This is a genomic window from Bradyrhizobium sp. Ec3.3 (assembly GCF_000472925.1).
Classification (GTDB): domain Bacteria; phylum Pseudomonadota; class Alphaproteobacteria; order Rhizobiales; family Xanthobacteraceae; genus Bradyrhizobium.
In genome coordinates this window covers 14,806-33,544 of the sequence record NZ_KI421479.1, presented here as the reverse complement: position 1 = coordinate 33,544, position 18,739 = coordinate 14,806, and the positions used below count along the sequence as shown (strand labels likewise).

The following is an 18,739-nucleotide window of genomic DNA, read 5'->3' as shown; positions in this document are numbered from 1 at the left end:
GACGAAGCCATGCCCGAGCGCCATATCAAGTCCGAGCCCTACGCCTGGCCCTATAACGGCGATCTGCGACCCGAGAACACGGCGCTCGTCATCATCGACATGCAGACCGATTTCTGCGGCGTCGGCGGCTATGTCGACAAGATGGGCTACGATCTCTCGCTGACGCGGGCGCCGATCGAGCCGATCAAGAAGCTGCTCGCGGTGATGCGCAAACAGGGCTTCCACATCATCCATACCCGCGAAGGCCATCGCGCCGACCTCTCTGATCTGCCCGCCAACAAGCGCTGGCGCTCGCGGCAGATTGGCGCCGGCATCGGCGATGCCGGCCCGTGCGGCCGCATTCTCGTGCGCGGCGAGCCCGGCTGGGACATCATCCCCGAGCTCGCGCCGATGCCGGGCGAGCCCATCATCGACAAGCCCGGCAAGGGCTCGTTCTGCGCCACCGATCTCGAATTGATCCTGCGCGTGCGCGGCATCGACAACATCGTGCTGACCGGCATCACCACCGACGTCTGCGTCCACACCACCATGCGCGAGGCCAACGACCGCGGCTTCGAATGCGTATTGCTGCATGACTGCTGCGGCGCGACCGACAAGGGCAATCACGACCACGCACTGAAGATGATCAAGATGCAGGGCGGCGTGTTCGGCGCGGTCGCGACCTCCGACGCCCTGATGGGGGCGATCTCGTGATCATCGGCGAAATACCTCCGCCGAGTGGTGCCTTCGGCGTCGACGCGCTCGCCATGACCATGCGCTTCGGCGACTTCCTGGCGCTGGACAATGTCGATCTGAAGGTGCGTCCCGGCTCGTTTCACGCGCTGCTCGGCGAGAACGGCGCCGGCAAGTCGACGCTCGTCAAATGCATCATGGGCTACTACCACGCCACCGAAGGCGACATTCTGATCGGCGGCCGCCAGCAGGCGATCGGCAATCCCAAGGACGCGCACGCGCTCGGGCTCGGCATGGTCTACCAGCATTTTACCCTGGTGCCGGCGATGACGGTTGCCGAGAATCTCGTGCTCGCGCGCGACGATGTTCCAGCAGTGGTGGATTGGAGCAAAGAGAAGAAGGAGCTCGAAGCATTTCTGGCGCGGATGCCATTCAAGGTGCCGCTCAACGCGAAGGTCTCCGACATCTCCGCCGGCGAGCGGCAGAAATGCGAGATCCTCAAGCAGCTCTATCTGAAGCGGCGCTTCCTGATCCTGGACGAGCCGACCTCGGTGCTGACGCCGGCCGAAGCCGACGAGGTGCTCGGCATGCTCCGTGACATGGTGGTCAAGGGAGAGCTGACGATCCTGATGATCACGCACAAATTCCGCGAGGTCATGGCCTTCGCCGATGAGGTGACGATCCTGCGGCGCGGCAAGCTCGCCGGCCAGGGCAAGGTTGCCGAGCTCACGCCCGACGCCATGGCGCGCACCATGATCGGCGCCGAGCAGTTGACAGTGCAGCCCCCGCGTGCCGGCGAAACAGGCCAGGCGCGGCTGGAGCTGGCAAAGGTCCGCGCGCTCGACGATGCCGGCGCCATTGCTGTGCACGACGTCTCCCTTACGGTGCGGGCCGGCGAGATCGTCGGCATCGCCGGTGTCTCCGGCAACGGCCAGCGCCAGCTCGTGGAGGTGCTGGCCGGCCAGCGCAACCCCGAGAGCGGCGAAATCCGCGTCGCCGGCGATCCCTATCACGCGCGCCGCGAGGAGATGCGCCGGCACAAGATGTCACTGTTGCCGGAGGAGCCGCTCAAGAACGCCTGTGTCGGCGGCATGAGCGTCGCCGACAACATCGCCTTCCGCGAGTTCGACCGCGCGCCCTTTGCGAGCCTCGGCTGGTGGCTCAACCGCGGCGCCTTCCGCGATGACGCCAGGAAGAAGATCGCACAATACAAGATCAAGACTCGTACGCCGGAGACGCCGATCTCGGCGCTGTCAGGCGGCAACGTCCAGCGCGCGGTGCTTGCGCGCGAGCTCGGCGGCGACGTCGAGGTGCTGATCGCGGCCAATCCCTGCTTCGGCCTCGATTTCGCGGCGGTCGCGCAGATCCACGCCGAAATCATGGCGGCGCGCAATCGCGGCGCGGCGGTGCTGCTGGTCAGCGAGGATCTCGACGAATTGCTCGAACTGTCCGACCGCTTGGTGGTGATGTTCCACGGCGAATTCGTGTATGAAGCACGGACCAGCGAAGCCGACCTCACCGTGGTCGGCCGACACATGGCGGGACATTAACCGCGGAGCAGCGATGAGCGGATCTGAGCGCGACGAGCACTTCTTGCGCCTGTCGTTTGAGGTCGCCCGCCGCTCCCTCACCCATGGCAACCACCCGTTCGGCTGCCTCGTGGTCGATGTCGACGGCAACGTGCTGATCGAGGCCGAGAACGGCTACATGCCGGACCATGACGGCACCGCCCATGCCGAACGTCTTGCTGCGACGCAGGCCTGCCGCACGCAGGGCCGTGAGGTGCTGGCCAAGGCGACGCTCTACTCCTCCGCCGAGCCCTGCGCAATGTGCGCCGGCGCGATCTACTGGGCCGGCATCGGCCGCGTGGTCTATGCCTTGAGCGAGCACCGCCTGCGCGGCGTCACCGGCAATCACCCGGAGAACCCGACCCTCGATCTGCCCTGCCGCGAAGTCTTCGCCAGCGGTCAGCGCCCGACCGAAGTCGTCGGCCCGCTCCTGGAAGACGAAGCCGAAGCCCTGCACGACGGCGTGTGGACGAGGTAGCGATCGCAGCAAACCCGGAATCGTAGGGTGGGCAAAGGCGCGCTCTTCGCGCGCCGTGCCCACCATCTCTCCACGATTGCGACAGAAGTGGTGGCACGCCATCGGGCGCGCGTTCGCGCGCCCTCTTGGCTTTGCACACCCTACGCAGTTCAGCCGATCAGAACTTCAGAGTGACACCACCATAGACCGTGGATTCGGTGCAGGTCTTGGTGCTCTGACCGGTGGCGGCGACGGTGCAGACGCCCGGCATGGCGTTGTGGTCGAGGCCGAACTTGTTCTGCCAGTAGCGGTAGGCGACCCAGAGGTCGACGAAGTGCGAGTACTTGTCACCCCATGCCGCCTTCGAGGCGTCGAAGGTCAGGCGGATCGGCTCGCTGTTCAGCTCGGTCTTGGACGCGGTGGAGAACCGGCCGACGCCCGAGAGCGCAGGAAGGCCGTTGGAGTCGCCCTTCGGACCGTACCAGCCGGCGCGGCCGCTGATCGACCAGTACTGCATGTTCGGCGGCAGGAAGCCGAGATCCATGTAGTAGTTGATCTCGACCGCCCAGGTCGGGTTGTAGCTGACGTTGCCGTCCGAGTTACAGACGACGCCCGCCGGCCCGGCAACGAACAGGCCGCACTGGGTGAAGGCGTTGTGGTTCGAGAACTCCCAGTACATCAAAGGCGCGACGTTGACGTAGCCCTTGTAGGGAAGATCGAAGGCGAACTGCAGACCGGCGACGACATCGCGCTTGGCGGGCGCGAGGAAGTTGTTCTCGGTGTTGCCGTCCATACCGACTTCGAACGAGATGTTGTGCAGCGGGCCGGCGGTGAAGGCCTTGGTGTTGAACAGCTCGTTCCAGCCGAAGGTCGAGCGGAACAGGCCGTAGATCTCGGTCGCGCCGGCGCAGTCGGCGGCGCCGCCGGTGATGGTCACGCCGGGCGCGACGCAAGGGCTGGCGGGGTCGTTATGACCCGACTTGAACATCGAGATGGTGAAGAAGTTGGTACCGTAGGCCCAGAGGTCGAAATGGGTGAAGGAATAGACCTGCTTGGGCGTTGTGCCGTTGATGGTGCCGTTCGGGTTGACGCTCCACATGCCGGGGTCGGTGCCCTTCGGCATATACGAGAACGACACCCGGTCATCGATCACCAGGAAGAACGGAAGGTCCGTTGTCTTCTTGGCGGCCTTGACCGGAAGATCCGCCGCATGAGCCAAGCCGCCGGTGGCTAGCGTAGCAAGAGACAGCGCCGTTGCTGCAATTGCCGTGAAACGAAACGACATCCTGAACACCCCCAATGTTGAAGCTTAGAAAGCAAGCCCCGTTGGGTGCGACACTTGCGCCGTTCCCCGGAGGTGAGAAGCCTCAACTTGTTTCAGCGCTTGCTGCAGGTTTCGGCAGAAGGCGCGCGAGGATCAGGATTTTTTCGCTCGCTTCGATACGCGGCAACGCGCTTCGCCTGGGCGCGTTGCGCAAGCCCCTGCCAGAGTTTCCCGATTGTTTTTCTTTGCCTTTTGTGCTCGGCAAAAAACGACACGCTGAGCCCGAACCCGCGGCTTCACCGCGTCTGCGCAAAGCATGCAGGGCGAAACGCGTCGGTTGCCCAACTTGGCATCAAGGCTGCACAGGGCGGTTCCGAATTGGTTTAAACCGTCACAAATTTGCAACAGACACTTACCGCACAACTACGGACTCGCTAGAACTGCCGCTCGAGAATCGCGAATGGACGGCGAATCCTCTCGTTTGCCGAAGCGTTGAGCAAGGCATGACGTTTTTTCGCTACTTACGCGGCGGATCAAACTAGCCCACTATTGAGGCAGAGGCACTTTTACCCGACCCACGTGACGGCGAATGTCAGACGCGATGCCCAACAGCCTGCATACCAGGGAGCCACCGCTGCTCCAGACGATCGGGCTCACCAAGCGCTATGGCGACTTCCTCGCCAACGCGTCGATCGACATTGATATCTTCCCTAAGGAGATCCATGCCCTGCTCGGCGAGAACGGCGCCGGCAAGTCGACGCTGGTCAAGGCGATCTACGGCCTGATCCAGCCAAGCGCCGGCGAGATTCGCTGGCAGGGCGAGCGCATCGTGCTGTCCGGCCCGTCGGAAGCCCGCAGCCGCGGCATCGGCATGGTGTTCCAGCATTTCTCGCTGTTCGAGAATCTCACCGTCGCCGAGAACGTCGCGCTCGGGCTCGACGGCAAGGAATCCTTCAAGGACATGTCGGCGCGGCTGGAGCAGGTATCGAAGACTTACGGCCTGCCGCTCGATCCCAGGCGCGAGGTCTGGCAGTTGTCGGTCGGCGAGCGCCAGCGCATCGAGATCGTGCGCGCCCTGATGCAAAATCCCAATTTCCTGATCCTTGACGAGCCGACCGCCGTGCTGACGCCGCAGGAGGCCGACCAGCTCTTCATCGTGCTCGAACGCCTCAAGGCCGAAGGCCGCGCCATCCTCTACATCAGCCACAAGCTCGAAGAGGTGAAACGGCTGTGCGACACCGCCACCATCCTGCGCGGCGGCAAGAAGGTTGCGACCTGCAATCCGCGGCAAGAGACTGCAGCCTCGCTCGCCCGCATGATGGTCGGCGGCGAGATCAAGGAGGTCAAGGCCGCGGCCAGCCGGCAGACCACGGTGCCGCGGCTCGTCGTCAATGATCTCACGCTTGCGCCCGACGAGCCGCACGGCGTGCGGCTCGAGCACATCTCGCTCGAGCTCAAGGGCGGCGAGATCCTGGGTATCGCAGGCGTCGCCGGCAACGGTCAGGACGAGCTCTTCGCCGCTTTGTCGGGCGAGCGGCTGGCGAAAGATCCGGGCACGGTGGTGATCGAAGGCATCGCCGCCGGACATTTGTCGATCACCCTGCGCCGCAAGCTGGGCGCGGCCTTCGTCCCAGAGGAGCGGCTCGGCCACGGCACCGCGCCGCGGATGCGATTGTCGGAAAATGCCCTGCTGACAGGCCACGCCGCAAGCGGCATGGTCAGGCACGGCTTCATTGATACGGCGGCCACGCTGAAAACGGTCGACAAGGCGACCAAGACCTTCGACGTACGCAAGGCCAAGCGCGATCCGGAAGCGGCAAGCCTCTCCGGCGGCAATCTGCAAAAATTCATCGTCGGCCGCGAGATCCTGCGCAACCCGGCCGTGCTAGTGGTAAGCCAGCCGACCTGGGGCGTGGATGCAGGCGCGGCCGCCATCATCCGCCAGGCGCTCCTGGATCTCGCCGCCAGCGGCGCGGCGGTGCTGGTGACGAGCCAGGATCTCGACGAGCTCGCCGAGATCGCCGATCGCATCGCCGTGATGTTCCACGGCCGGATGTCGGTACCACTCGCAGCCGGCGAAGCGACGCGTGAAAAGCTTGGCCTGTTGATGGGCGGCAGCAGCCTGGACCAGAAGGAGGTCGCGCATGCAGCTCGTGCTTGAGAAGCGCGCCGAGCGTTCCAACACGATCGCCCTGGCTTCACCGCTGATCGCGATCGGCCTGACGATCGCGACGATGAGCATCCTGTTCGCGGTCCTCGGCAAGAATCCACTCCTTGCTCTCCATGCGTACTTCATCGCGCCTCTGACCGACGGCTATTCGCTCCAGGAGATCGCGGTGAAGGCAACGCCGCTGGTGATGATCGCGATCGGGCTGTCGCTCTGTTATCTCGCCAATGCCTGGAACATCGGCGCCGAGGGCCAGTTCCTGATCGGCGCGGTCGCGGGAAGCTGGATCGCGGTGAAGACGCAGGGCACCGACGCCGGCGCTTGGGTGCTGCCGGTGATGCTCTTGCTCGGCGCCATCGCCGGCGCGCTCTACGCGCTGATCCCCGCGATCTGCAAGGTGAAGTTCGGCGCCAGCGAAATCCTGACCAGTCTGATGCTGGTCTATGTCGCCGACCTCTTCCTCGATTATCTGGTGCGTGGCCCCTGGCGCGATCCGCACGGATTTAATTTCCCGACCACGGCCGAGTTCGATCCAGTCGCAACCGTGCCGCTCCTCATCGAAGGCGGCCGGCTACATCTCGGCTCGATCATCGCACTTCTGGTCGTAGCGGCAGCGGCGGTGCTGCTGGGACGAACCATCAAGGGTTTCGAGATCCGCGTGGTCGGCGCTGCGCCGCGCGCGGCGCGGTTCGGCGGCTTCAACGCCAACCAGTTGATCATCCTGACCTTCGCCGTCTCGGGCGCCCTGGCCGGCCTTGCCGGCATCATCGAGGTCGCCGGTCCCGTCGGGCATCTGCAACCCGGCATCTCGCCCGGCTACGGATTTACCGCCATCATCGTCGCTTTCCTCGGCCGGTTGAATCCGATTGGAATATTAATTGCAGGCCTTTTCCTTGCATTGACCTTCATCGGCGGCGAGCAGGCGCAGATCGCAATGAAAATCCCGCTCGATGTCACCAAGGTTTTTCAGGGCATTTTGCTGTTCTACGTGCTCGCCTGCGATTCCCTGATCCTCTACCGTTTCCGGCTGGTCTTCCCGAACCGTCAGGTGGCCCGTGGAACTGGTTGAAGCCATCATCCTGTCGGTGCTTGCCGCCTCGACGCCGCTCTTGATCGCGGCGACGGGCGAGCTTGTGACCGAGCGCTCCGGCGTCCTCAACCTCGGCGTCGAGGGCATGATGATCATGGGCGCGGCCTGCGGCTTTGCCGGCGCCTGGCTGACCGGCTCGATCATCATTGGCGCGATCTGCGGCATCATTGCGGGCACGCTGATGTCGCTGGTCTTCGCGCTGATGGCGCTCGGCCTTGCCGTCAACCAGGTCGCGACCGGTCTCGCGCTGACCATCCTCGGCATCGGGCTCTCGGGCCTGATCGGCGCAGGCTTCGTCGGCGAGCGCATCACGCCGGCGCCGCATCTCTACATTCCCCTCCTCACCGACATTCCGCTGATCGGCCGCGTGCTGTTCGGCGAGGACGCCTTCGTCTATCTCTCGATCGCGCTGATCGTCGGCGTCTGGCGGTTCCTGTACCGGACGCGCGCCGGTTTGATCCTGCGTGCCTGCGGCGACAACCACGTCTCCGCGCATGCGCTCGGCTATCCCGTGCTGCGCATCCGGACCCTTGCGGTGATGTTCGGCGGCGCCTGTGCGGGACTCGCCGGTGCCTATCTGCCCCTCGCCTACACGCCCTTCTTCATTCCCGGCATGACCGCGGGCCGCGGCTGGATCGCGCTCGCGCTGGTGGTGTTCTCGTCGTGGCGGCCCGGGCGGCTCGTCGTCGGCGCCTACCTGTTCGGCGCGGTGACCATCCTGCAGCTGCACGCACAGGGCTGGGGCATCGGCATTCCCTCGCAGTTCATGTCGGCGCTGCCGTACCTCGCAACCGTGATCGTCCTGGTTCTGTTGTCCCGTGCGCGCACCGGCGGCTCGACCGCGCCGGCCGCGCTTGGCACCGTGTTCGTGCCCGATCGTTGATGGACTTCCGCTTCGTGCGCGATGGGGCGCGCACGAAGCGGTGTGGCTTTCCCCGACTGTTTGGAGATTGATGATGAGGAAAACACTTGTTGCGCTGGCTGCCGGGCTCTTGCTTGCCGGAAGCGTCAGCGCTGCCTCCGCCGCCGACAAGCTGAAGGTCGGCTTCATTTACCTTGGCCCGATTGGCGATCTCGGCTGGACCTACCAGCACGATCAAGGGCGCCTGGCGCTCGAGAAGGAGCTCGGCGACAAGATCGAGACCACCTATCTCGAGAACGTCCCCGAAGGTCCCGACGCCGAGCGCGCCATCGAGCAGCTCGTCCGCGCCGGCAACAAGCTGATCTTCACCACGTCGTTCGGTTACATGGACCCGACGCTGAAGGTCGCCAAGAAATATCCGAACGTGCATTTTGAGCACGCCACCGGTTACAAGCGCGACAAGAACATGTCGACCTATTCGTCGAAATGGTACCAGGGCCGCTACATCCAGGGCCTGATCGCGGCCAAGATGTCCAAGACCGGCGTGCTCGGCTATATCGGTTCGTTCCCGATTCCGGAGGTTGTCTCCGGCATCAACGCGACGATCCTCGCGGCGCAGACCATCAACCCGAACATCAAGGTCAAAATCATCTGGGCCAACACCTGGTTCGATCCGGGCAAGGAGGCTGACGCCGCCAAGGCGCTGCTCGACCAGGGTGCCGACGTGATCATGCAGCACACGGACTCGCCGGCGGCAATGCAGATCGCGGCCGAGCGCGGCAAGCTCGCCTTCGGCCAGGATTCCGAGATGATCAAGTTCGGGCCCAAGGCCCAGCTCACCTCGATCCTGGATACCTGGGGCCCCTACTATATTGCGCGCGTCAAGGCCGAGCTCGACGGCACCTGGAAGTCCGAGGACACCTGGGGCGGGCTCGACAGCCACATGTTCGCGATGGCGCCCTACACCAATATGCCCGACGATGTGAAAAAGCTGGCAGAGGATGCCCAGGCCGCGATCACTGCCGGCAAGCTGCATCCGTTCAAGTGCCCGGTGGTTGGGCAGGATGGCAAGGAAGTCGAATGCAAGGGCGGCGATCACCTCGATGACGGCCAGATCCTCGGCATGAACTTCTACGTCAAGGGCATCGACGACAAGGTTCCGGGCAAGTAGCACGCTTCTTGCTTTGCTAAAATCACCTGCTCCCTCCCGGAGGAGGTCAGGAGGGGGTAGCCACCAATACCCGGCAATGGTGGTTGCCCCCTCTTATTTCATCCCGCCTGCATCGCGCGGGCTGCGGCGCTATGGCGGCGGATCAGATCGGCGACGTCCAGGCCCGGGATCGCCCCGTCGACCACGGCCCATTTGCCCGCGACCATCACCCGATCAGCCCGATGCGCGCCGCAAAGCACGACGGCGGCAATCGGATCGCCATGGCCCGAGAAACGCAGCTCGTCGAGCTTGTAGAGCGCGAGATCTGCGGCCTTGCCGACAGCGATCTCACCGAGCTCGGGACGGCCGACGCAGGCGGCCGAGCCCTTGGTGGCCCAGCGCAGCGCGTCCTTGTGGCTGATCTTCGTCACGCCGTAGCGGGCACGCTGGAGCAGGAACGCGGAGCGCACCTCCTGCATCAGATTGGACGCATCGTTGGAGGCAGAACCATCCACCCCGAGGCCGATGCCGACGCCAGCCTCCTCCATCTCGCAGACGGGGCAGCAGCCGGACGCGAGAAGCTGGTTGCTGCAGGCGCAGTGGCTGATGGTGGTCTTCGCCTTGCCCAGCCGCTTCATCTCGTCGGCATTGAAGAAGATGCCGTGAGCGAGCCAGCTGCGCGCATTGAGCCAGCCGCACTGCTCGAGATAATCGAGCGGACGGCAGCCATACATCTGCTCGCAAAACCTGTTCTCGTCCTCGGTCTCGGCAAGATGGGTGTGCAGGCGGACGTCGAGCCTGTCGGCGAGATCGGCGGTGGCGCGCATCAGCGACGTCGTCACCGAGAATGGCGAGCATGGCGCCAGCGCGATCTGCACCATCGCATCCGCTCCGCGCTGGTGATGCTTTGCGACCACACGCGCGCTGTCGGCGAGGATGGTGTCCTCGTCCTGCACCACGCTATCAGGCGGCAGGCCACCGTCGCGCTGCGACAGGTTCATCGAGCCGCGCGTCAGCAGCACGCGCACGCCAAGCCGCTTTGCAACGGCGACCTCGATGTCGACCGCATCTTCCAGCCCCGCGGGGAACACATAGTGATGATCCGTCGTGGTGGTGCAGCCCGACAGCAGCAGCTCCGACATCGCCACGGTGACGCCGAGCTGGAGCGCCTCCGGCGTCATTCGCGCCCACACGGGATAGAGCGCCTTGAGCCAGGGAAACAGCTCGCGGTCCATCGCCGCCGGCAGCGCGCGCGTCAGCGTCTGGTAGAAGTGATGATGCGTGTTGATCAACCCGGGCAGCACGACATGCTCGCCCGCCTCGAAGACCGCGGCGTCCGCTGCGGGCTTGCCGCCGGCGGGCACAAGCTCGACGATCCGCCCATCCTGCACCACGAAGCCGCGCTCGGCACCGTCGGCGAGGATGGCGAGCGGATCCTTGATCCAGACCGGCTTTGCATTATCCATGATCCCGTTTCTCCTGACGTCGGCCGGCATTTTGGCCTGCAAGGCGAGGGCCAGCCGCTTGCGTCCTTGTTGCGACTTGGCTCCGGACTTGCAAGACTCCTTTTCAAGCGACAGATCCGATTCAACGCGTTGGCGTACTCATGGACTTGAATACCATCACGTCGGTGGCCCATCCGTCGAGCCGCGCGCAACTGCCCGCTTGGACGGCAGGTGATGCTTGGCTCGCGGGCGGAACCTGGCTGTTCTCGGAGCCCCAGGCCCACCTGTCCCGGTTGATCGATCTCGCCGACCTCAAATGGCCGGCGCTGACCATCACCGACACCCATCTGACGATCGCGGCCACCTGCACCATCGCAGAGCTCGATGCGCTGACCTGTCCGCCCGACTGGCTGGCCGCACCGCTGATCAGCCAATGCTGCCGTGCCTTCCTCGCCTCGTTCAAGATCTGGAAGACGGCGACCGTCGGCGGCAATCTCTGCATGTCGCTGCCGGCAGGTCCGATGATCTCGCTGACGGCGGCGCTCGACGGCGTCTGCACGATCTGGAAGGCCGGCGGCGGCGAGCAGAAGATTTCGGTCCTCGATTTCGTCACGGGCAACCAGCGCAACCGCCTGATGCCGGGCGATCTGTTGCGGCAGATCGATATCCCCCTCGCGGGGCTGAAGCGCCGCTCGGCGTTCCGCCAGATCTCGCTGACGCCGGTCGGTCGCTCCGCGGCGCTCTTGATCGGCAATCTCGATGGCGATGGTGCGCTGAACCTGACGGTGACCGCCTCGACCGTGCGCCCCATCCGGTTGTCCTTTCCGAAGCAGCCCGATGCGAACGCACTGCGCGCGGCCATCGCGCACGAGATCACCGACGACCTCTACCACGACGACATCCACGGCAAGCCGTTCTGGCGCAAGCACATGACGCTACGGCTCGCCGAGGAGATCCGTCGCGAGTTGCTGGATAGCGCGCGGCCATGAGTTTTGAGATCAACGGCAAGCCGTTTTCGCAAATGCCCCGCGCAGGCCAATGCCTGCGGACTTTCCTGCGCGAGCTCGGCCATTTCGGCGTCAAGAAAGGCTGCGACGCCGGCGATTGCGGAGCCTGCGCGGTGCTGCTCGACGGCGAGCCCGTGCATAGCTGTTTGATCCCGGCCTTCCGCGCCGAGGGCCGCGCGATCACCACCATCGAGGGATTTGGCTGCGGCGACGGTGGCACGCATCCGATGCAGCAGGCCTTTCTCGACGCGCAAGGCTTTCAGTGTGGCTTCTGCACCGCCGGGATGATTCTGACCTGCGCGTCGTTGAACCAGGCGCAGCGCACCGATCTCGGTGCGGCGCTGAAGGGCAACATCTGCCGCTGCACAGGCTATCGTTCGATCGAGGATGCGCTCGACGGCAGGACCAATGTTGACGATGTCGTCGAGGCCGGCGGCGCATTCGGCCGCAGCCTTCCAGCGCCCGCCGGTCCCGATATCGTGCGCGGCAAGGCGCGCTACACATTTGACACCGAGATCGAGGGCCTCCTGCACATCAGGCTCCTGCGTTCACCGCATCCGCATGCGAAGATCGTCGCGATCGACAAGACGGCCGCCTTGAGCGTTCCCGGCGTCCACGCGGTGCTGACGCATGACGATGCGCCCGATCGCCTGTTCTCGACTGCGCGGCACGAGAAGGACTGGATGGACCCCGAGGACACGCGCGTCCTCGATGATGTCGTCCGCTTCATCGGCCAGAAGGTCGCCGCCGTCGTGGCGGAAAGCGAGGCTGCTGCGGAGGAAGCATGCCGACGGCTGAGGGTGGACTACAAGATCCTGCCTGCCGTCGTCGACCCCGAGCGGGCGATGGCGCCGGGCGCGCCGATCGTGCATCCCGACCGGACCACCGAACATCGCGTCGCCAACGCCCAGCGCAACATCGTCGCGGAGACGCATGGCGAGTTCGGCGACGTCGCCGCAGCGCTTGCAGCATCAGCCGTCACGTACGAAGGCACCTTCACCACCCAGCGGGTGCAGCATGCTGCGCTCGAGACGCATGGCGGACTTGCCTGGCTCGATCCGTCCGGCGTGCTCAACGTCCGCTCCTCTACGCAGGTGCCGTTCCTGACGCGGCGGGCGCTGGCCGACGTTTTCAATCTGCCCATGGACAAGGTCCGCGTGTTCTGCGAGCGCGTCGGCGGCGGCTTTGGCGGCAAGCAGGAGATGCTCGTCGAGGACATTTTGGCGCTCGCCGCGCTGAAGACGGGACGCCCCGTCAAGCTCGAGCTCACGCGCGAGGAGCAGTTCATCGCGACCTCGACGCGCCACCCGATGCGCGTCCACATCAAGGCCGGCGCCGATGCGGCCGGCAAGCTCACCGCGCTCCAGCTCGACGTGCTCTCCAACACCGGCGCCTATGGCAATCACGCCGGGCCGGTGCTGGGTCACGCGGTGGCCGAGTCGATCAGCGTCTACAATTGTCCGAACAAGAAGGTCGACGCGGTCGCCGTCTACACCAACACGGTGCCCGCGGGCGCATTTCGCGGCTATGGCCTGCCGCAGACCCTGGTCGCGGTGGAAGCAGCGATCGACGAGCTGGCAAGGCAGCTCGGCATCAGCCCATACGACATTCGCCGCCGCAACGTCGTCAGGCCCGGTGATCCCATGCTGTCGCCGCCGCCGTCGGAGTATCATGACGTTGCGTATGGCTCCTACGGACTCGACCAGTGTCTCGACCTTGTCGAGCGCGCAATGCAGGCAGATGCGCCCCGGCCCGATTTGTCGGCGGACTGGCTGATTGGCGAGAGCATCGCGCTGACCATGATCGACACCGTGCCGCCTGCCGGGCATATCGCCGACGCGATGATCACGCTCAACGACGACGGCGGCTTCGATCTCACCGTCGGCACCGCCGAGTTCGGCAACGGTACCAGCACGGTGCACCGGCAGATCGCGGCCAGCGCCCTCGCGACCACCGCGGACAACATCCGCCTCAAGCAATCCGACACGGCTCATGGCGGTCACGACACCGGCGCCTATGGCAGCGCCGGCATTTTCGTTGCCGGCAAGGCGACGCATGCGGCGGCGGAGCGTCTTGCGAACATGTTGAAGGCTGCCGCGGCCGAGGCATGGCTGTGCGATTCCGCGAGCTGCACACTCGACGACAATTCTGTCGTCAGCGGCGTCAGACGAATCTCATTTGCTGAGCTTGTGAGAAACGCGCAGGAGCAAGGCGAGGTGCTCGCGGCGAGCGGCAATTCGCAGGGCACGCCGCGCTCGGTCGCATTCAACGTGCAGGGTTTTCGCGTGGCGGTCAACAAGGGCACCGGCGAGATCAAGATCCTGAAGAGCGTGCAGGCGGCCGATGCCGGCGTCGTCGCCAACCCCATGCAGTGCCGCGGCCAGGTCGAGGGCGGCGTGGCGCAAGCTTTGGGAGCCGCGATGTATGAGGAGATGGTGATCGATGCGCAGGGGCGCATCATCAACGCCAAGTTCCGCGACTATCACCTGCCCTCCTTCGCCGACGTGCCGCGCACGGAGGTGCTTTTCGCCGAGACATCAGACACGATCGGGCCGATGGGCGCGAAGTCGATGAGCGAGAGCCCGTACAATCCGGTTTCCGCTGCGCTCGGCAACGCCATTGCGGATGCCACCGGCATTCGTTTTACGTCGACACCCTTCAAGCCAGACCGGTTATTCCCGGCACTGCACGAAAAGTTCGGCGACTAGCTCGGTGCTGCTCTCCCTCTCCATCCCCCTCACCCGAAATTCAAGCTTCGCTTGAATTTCGACCTCTCCCCGCAAGCGGATCGAGGTGAAGCGGCGCGCTCGCGCCTAGCTGCCGCGATAGGTCGAATAGCTCCAGGGCGTGACCAGCAGTGGCACGTGATAGTGGCCCTCTGGCTCGCTGATCGCAAAACGCAGCGGGATTTCGTCGAGGAACGGCGGGTCCGACATCGGTACGCCGCGCTCGGCATAATATTTTCCGACGCTGAAGCGGAGTTCGTAACGGCCGATCGGCAGGGGCCGGCCGCCGATCAGCGGCTGATCGGTACGGCCGTCATGGTTGGTCACCGCGCGCGCGATGATGCGGCTTTCGCCAAGGGCGGCAAGCTCGACGAGCTCGACCGCGATCCCTGGCGCAGGCTTACCGTTGTGATTGTCGAGCACATGGGTCGAGAGCCGGCCGTGGACCTTCAGGCGATCATCGGCGACCACGAGCTGGTCGAGCCGCAACGCAGCGATCCGGCAGATCTCCGCGATCGAGCGGCGTGTCTCGGTCTCGGCATCATTCGGGAGGCGCTGCTCGAAATCGCGCAGGATGGAATCCTTGGTGTGGCGGCGCACGCAGACGATATAGGGGATGCCGAACTTAGCACGGTAGGCGCTGTTGACGCGCTCGAACGCCGTGTATTCGGCGTCCGACAGCCGGTCCAGCCCCACGCTATTCTGCTCGGCGTTGGATTCCGCTGTCAGTTTCGCCGCGCGCTGCGTCTTGTCGGCGAGATCGGGATGCGCCTTGATCAGCGCCAGCTGCAACTCCGGCGTGGCACTTTCGACCGCCGCCGTCATCGCTGCGAACAACTGATTGACGCCGGCGAACGGCCGCTGGTCTGCCACCCGCTCGGCGATCCATGGCGAATGCTCAAAAATATTGGCAAGCGCCGCGACGAAATCAGCCTTGCCAGCAGCGTTGAGATCGGAGAGCGAGACCTGCGACATCGCCGCCCGCCTCAGCCAATCTCGAACGCGTCGTCGGCTAGGTGGGCGAGATTGTCGTGCCAGTGACGCGCGATCTGCAATCGCGTCGGCACCCAGACGCGCTCGTGGTTGCCGATATAGTCGAGGAAGCGCATCAGCCCCGCCGCGCGACCGGGACGGCCGACCAGGCGGCAATGCAGGCCCACCGACATCATCTTCGGCGCGCTCTCGCCTTCGGCATAGAGCACGTCGAAGGCATCCTTGAGATAGGTGAAGAACTGCCCGCCCTCCGCAAAGCCCTGAGCGTTGATGAAGCGCATGTCGTTGTTGTCGAGGGTATAGGGAATGACGAGCTGCTTGCGGCCCGCAGCCTTGATCCAATAGGGCAGATCGTCGGCATAGGAGTCGCAGAGATAGAGGAAGCCGCCCTCTTCCATCAGCAGCCTGTTGGTATTGATCGAGGAGCGTCCGGTGTACCACCCGAGCGGCCGCGCGCCGGTCGCTTCGGTATGCACGTGGATGGACTCGGTGATCTCGGCGCGTTCCTGCGCCTCGGTCATGTCCTTGTGCTCGATCCATTTCAGGCTGTGGCTGGCGATGTCCCAGCCTGCCTCCTGCATCGCGGCAACGATTTCCGGATTGCGCTTCAGTGCGGTGGCGACCCCGAACACGGTGGTCGGCCATTTGCGCATCGTGAACATACGCCACAGCCGCCAGAAGCCGGCGCGCGAGCCATATTCGAACATCGATTCGATGTTGGCATGGCGCTGGCCGGGCCAGGGCTGCGCGCCCAGCACGTCGGACAAGAACGCTTCCGAGGCGCGGTCGCCGTGCAAAATGTTGTTCTCGCCCCCCTCCTCGAAATTGACGACGAACTGCACCGCGACCCGGGCCCCACCCGGCCAATGCGGATGCGGCGGGTTGCGGCCATAGCCGCGCAGATCACGGGGATAGCGGGGCTCCGACAAATCAGACTTCCTCGAAACGGATCGGCAGGGCGCCCTTCCACAACACGCTCTTGCCCAGCGTCGCCAGATTCTCCAGGCCCGAGGTCAGCGTAATGAAGTGGTTGCCGGCGAGCTGGCCCATCTTGCTCGCGAAGTGCACGCCGCCATAGGCGAGCAGGATCTCGGTCTCGCTGATGCCACCGGGATAGAGGATGATCTGGCCCGGCGCGGGATAGCTGGTGTGGTTCTCGTAGCCGACGCCGAAATCGAGGTCGCCGAGCGGCATCCACACGCCCTCGCCGCTCCAGCGGACGTGGATGATGTGGCTTTCGAACGGCATGGCCTTGCGGAATGCGGCGACGGTTTTCGGCGCCAGCTGCTCCTCGAAACGGGCATCGAAGGTGAAATCGCCGGCGCGGATAACGAGTTTGCTCATCTCATCTCTCTAGGTGGGAGGGCATCGGCCCCCCAAAGGTAACTCTTAAGCGAACTCCCAAGCAAAGAGCATTCCGGCGGGATGAGCGCAAGTGGCGTGCACCCTACCGGCGGTCATAGGACCAGCCGAAAATGCCGCTCCGCCGCGTCTCGGGCTCCGGCTCGGCGGCGGGCGGAGGCGCTTCTTTCAGTTCCGCCTGCGGCGGTGGCGTGGGCGGTGCGGGAAGGTTCTCGCATTTCATGGAATAGACCAGCTTGCCGTCCGCGGTGCGCCCGATCGGGGCGCAGGGATCGGTGCGGGCCGCCGTGGTCTTCGGCGTCGGCTTGACCTGCGCCATCACGGGCGAGGTCAAGAGGGCAAGGAGCAGCAAATACTTCCACATCGTTGTGGCTCGAAACATCAACTCGTCCCATTCAAAACGGATCGCCCGCGGCGAGTCCATCAGGACAGCCGCCACAATTGCCGAATTTTTGGCCGCGACCAAAATTTCGGCTCGCCGCTTCGTGATGGCCGAAACCGTGATGTCAGGCAAGCCGCATCGCTATCTCCAAAGGGGCGGCGCCGGCAGGAGATGTTTCTCCCCAACGACCCAAGGCGTCGCCAAGCCAGAATGAGGAGTTGATCAAGGGAGATCGATGATGCGAACAACTGCACTCGCCATTTTGACCGCGACGTTGATCGCGACCCTCACGGTCCAGATGGCATCGGCGAACCAGCGGCACCATGCCCGCAAGGCCCCTGCTTCGGCCAGCCAGTCATTCCGCGACTCCAACGCCGCTGTCTGGCCGACCGAACCGAGGGAACTGGATTGGTGGCGCTACTCGACCGGCTCGCTCTCGGCGCCTGCGGGGCGGTGAGTTCTTTCGGATCGAGGTTGATCCGGCGACCAGCGCAACTCACTTGTGGCCTCGCATGCGCCCACGTCGTCATTGCGAGCGCAGCGAAGCAATCCAGAATCTTCCCGTGGAGACACAGCCTGGATTGCTTCGCTGCGCTCGCAATGACGGTGTAGGGCGCGTGACTGGCCTCAGTACGGCTGATAGTAGTAGCGCGGCCCACCATAATAAGGCCCGCCGCCGTAATAGCCGTAGCCGGGACCATAAGAACCCGGGCCGTAATAGTAGCGGTTCTCATAATACTCCTGGCGGCGCTGCTCGGCGATCGCGCCGGCGACCATGCCCGTCGCCATGCCCATGAAGGCGAGACCGGCGGCGCTCGGTCCGCGACGGTAATAGCGGCGCCGCGCGGCACTGAAGTCGGTCGCAGCGGCGGAAGCCGGGGCCACTGTGGCAGTCTTCGAAAGTGGCGTGCGTGACGCAGCAGCCGAGGGCACCGCCGACGCCGCGACAAGGGCGAGGCCAGCGAGCGTGGCCAGCAGGACGTTCCTGCTTTTCAGGGACATCATGGCTTGATCCGTCATCTGAGCTTCCTCCGTTCGCGCTCAAAGAACCAGATTTCAGATATGCAAACGATATATAATCCACAACCCAGCGATGTGGTTGCCCCCCTCGCGGCAATCCGCCGCGCCGATTTGAAACGATTGTAAACCTGCCTGGCAAATCCGGCTTGATCGATGTCAGCGGAGCCGTTATGAAACCGGCGCGCTGTTCTTCGGCGTCGTAAGCGTTTCACGTGAACCAACGCATCAACCGACGCGGTCGGGATCGATGCATTTTTCAGGGTTCACCGTGACCGACGCGTCCATTTCCCAAAGAGATCAGATGATTGCGGTTCGCAAACTGCCGGCGCGCTATGCGCCTGTCGTCATGCCATTGGTGCTTTCCATCCTCATGACAGCCGTGGTGTCGATCATCTCGACACTGAAGAGCCTCGGACCAACCCCTCTCTTCCTGGCGACATGGCCAGCCGCCTGGGGACTGTCGTTCGCCTTTCCGACGCTGCTAGTGGTCCTGCCACTGGTTCGCCGGATCGTCGCCTTCGTGGTCGCGCCCTCAACCGAACCAAGCTGATAGCCTGCGCGCGCCGCTTTCGCG

18 protein-coding genes are annotated in these 18,739 nt (G+C 64.5%); 11 read left to right on the top strand and 7 right to left on the bottom strand.

All coding sequences use genetic code 11. The features are described 5' to 3' along the window. Positions 1–9 precede the first annotated feature (9 nt). From YUU_RS0147465 to YUU_RS0147455, 3 genes are read left to right on the top strand one after another with little or no spacing between them, the layout of a single operon-like run. Complete coding sequence (locus YUU_RS0147465) at positions 10–693, top strand: cysteine hydrolase family protein (RefSeq protein ID WP_027528393.1); 684 nt, start codon at positions 10–12, stop codon at positions 691–693. Beyond that, positions 690–2,222, top strand: a complete 1,533-nt coding sequence (locus YUU_RS0147460; RefSeq protein WP_027528392.1) for an ABC transporter ATP-binding protein — start codon at positions 690–692, stop codon at positions 2,220–2,222. Before YUU_RS0147465 ends, YUU_RS0147460 begins: the two co-directional genes overlap by 4 nt. Before the next feature lie 13 nt (positions 2,223–2,235). Beyond that, positions 2,236–2,718 (top strand): nucleoside deaminase, encoded by a 483-nt coding sequence (locus YUU_RS0147455; RefSeq protein WP_027528391.1) that lies wholly within the window; start codon positions 2,236–2,238, stop codon positions 2,716–2,718. Between the two features lie 157 nt (positions 2,719–2,875). Here the strand turns inward: YUU_RS0147455 and YUU_RS0147450 are convergent, their stop codons facing one another. Continuing rightward, entirely contained in the window at positions 2,876–3,982 is a 1,107-nt protein-coding gene (locus YUU_RS0147450) for a hypothetical protein (protein ID WP_027528390.1), read from the bottom strand. 568 nt (positions 3,983–4,550) lie between these two features. Between YUU_RS0147450 and YUU_RS0147445 the strand changes: the two genes are divergently transcribed. The 4 genes from YUU_RS0147445 to YUU_RS0147430 all read left to right on the top strand — a co-directional run bounded on the left by YUU_RS0147445 (position 4,551) and on the right by YUU_RS0147430 (position 9,251). Next, positions 4,551–6,122 carry an ABC transporter ATP-binding protein gene (locus YUU_RS0147445; protein WP_027528389.1) on the top strand — a complete coding sequence of 524 codons (1,572 nt, stop codon included), beginning with the start codon at positions 4,551–4,553 and terminating at the stop codon, positions 6,120–6,122. After that, a complete protein-coding gene (locus YUU_RS0147440) occupies positions 6,106–7,197 on the top strand; it encodes an ABC transporter permease (protein ID WP_027528388.1) in 1,092 nt (363 codons plus the stop codon). Before YUU_RS0147445 ends, YUU_RS0147440 begins: the two co-directional genes overlap by 17 nt. Then, positions 7,184–8,101 carry an ABC transporter permease gene (locus YUU_RS0147435; protein ID WP_027528387.1) on the top strand — a complete coding sequence of 306 codons (918 nt, stop codon included), beginning with the start codon at positions 7,184–7,186 and terminating at the stop codon, positions 8,099–8,101. Before YUU_RS0147440 ends, YUU_RS0147435 begins: the two co-directional genes overlap by 14 nt. A 73-nt stretch (positions 8,102–8,174) precedes the next feature. Continuing rightward, complete coding sequence (locus YUU_RS0147430; RefSeq protein ID WP_027528386.1) at positions 8,175–9,251, top strand: BMP family ABC transporter substrate-binding protein; 1,077 nt, start codon at positions 8,175–8,177, stop codon at positions 9,249–9,251. A 98-nt stretch (positions 9,252–9,349) separates the two neighbouring features. Here YUU_RS0147430 and YUU_RS0147425 read toward each other — a convergent pair whose 3' ends face one another. Next, positions 9,350–10,696, bottom strand: a complete 1,347-nt coding sequence (locus YUU_RS0147425; RefSeq protein WP_027528385.1) for an 8-oxoguanine deaminase — start codon at positions 10,694–10,696, stop codon at positions 9,350–9,352. Between the two features lie 140 nt (positions 10,697–10,836). On the opposite strand from YUU_RS0147425, the gene YUU_RS0147420 reads away from it, so the two are divergent. Both YUU_RS0147420 and YUU_RS0147415 read left to right on the top strand, forming a co-directional pair. Beyond that, positions 10,837–11,664 carry an FAD binding domain-containing protein gene (locus tag YUU_RS0147420; protein ID WP_027528384.1) on the top strand — a complete coding sequence of 276 codons (828 nt, stop codon included), beginning with the start codon at positions 10,837–10,839 and terminating at the stop codon, positions 11,662–11,664. Next, positions 11,661–14,390: a molybdopterin cofactor-binding domain-containing protein gene (locus YUU_RS0147415; protein WP_027528383.1), complete on the top strand. Its 2,730-nt coding sequence runs from the start codon at positions 11,661–11,663 to the stop codon at positions 14,388–14,390. The genes YUU_RS0147420 and YUU_RS0147415 overlap by 4 nt, the downstream gene beginning before the upstream one ends. 105 nt (positions 14,391–14,495) lie before the next feature. Here the strand turns inward: YUU_RS0147415 and uraD are convergent, their stop codons facing one another. The 4 genes from uraD to YUU_RS0147395 all read right to left on the bottom strand — a co-directional run bounded on the left by uraD (position 14,496) and on the right by YUU_RS0147395 (position 17,127). Next, positions 14,496–15,383: a 2-oxo-4-hydroxy-4-carboxy-5-ureidoimidazoline decarboxylase gene (gene uraD, locus YUU_RS0147410; RefSeq protein ID WP_027528382.1), complete on the bottom strand. Its 888-nt coding sequence runs from the start codon at positions 15,381–15,383 to the stop codon at positions 14,496–14,498. 11 nt (positions 15,384–15,394) lie between these two features. Beyond that, on the bottom strand, positions 15,395–16,330 hold the full coding sequence (gene puuE / locus YUU_RS0147405) for an allantoinase PuuE (protein ID WP_027528381.1): 936 nt from the start codon (positions 16,328–16,330) through the stop codon (positions 15,395–15,397). A gap of 1 nt (position 16,331) precedes the next feature. Continuing rightward, a complete protein-coding gene (locus tag YUU_RS0147400) occupies positions 16,332–16,745 on the bottom strand; it encodes a DUF3830 family protein (protein WP_027528380.1) in 414 nt (137 codons plus the stop codon). A gap of 103 nt (positions 16,746–16,848) precedes the next feature. Beyond that, positions 16,849–17,127: a hypothetical protein gene (locus YUU_RS0147395; RefSeq protein WP_027528379.1), complete on the bottom strand. Its 279-nt coding sequence runs from the start codon at positions 17,125–17,127 to the stop codon at positions 16,849–16,851. A 256-nt stretch (positions 17,128–17,383) separates the two neighbouring features. On the opposite strand from YUU_RS0147395, the gene YUU_RS0147390 reads away from it, so the two are divergent. Further along, positions 17,384–17,602, top strand: a complete 219-nt coding sequence (locus YUU_RS0147390; RefSeq protein WP_245288337.1) for a hypothetical protein — start codon at positions 17,384–17,386, stop codon at positions 17,600–17,602. 170 nt (positions 17,603–17,772) lie between these two features. Here YUU_RS0147390 and YUU_RS0147385 read toward each other — a convergent pair whose 3' ends face one another. Continuing rightward, positions 17,773–18,165, bottom strand: coding sequence for a hypothetical protein (locus tag YUU_RS0147385; RefSeq protein ID WP_027528377.1), 393 nt, complete (start codon positions 18,163–18,165; stop codon positions 17,773–17,775). Between the two features lie 301 nt (positions 18,166–18,466). Here YUU_RS0147385 and YUU_RS0147380 point away from each other — a divergent pair, with 301 nt between their 5' ends. Beyond that, positions 18,467–18,715 (top strand): DUF2798 domain-containing protein, encoded by a 249-nt coding sequence (locus YUU_RS0147380; protein WP_027528376.1) that lies wholly within the window; start codon positions 18,467–18,469, stop codon positions 18,713–18,715. Positions 18,716–18,739 lie beyond the last annotated feature (24 nt).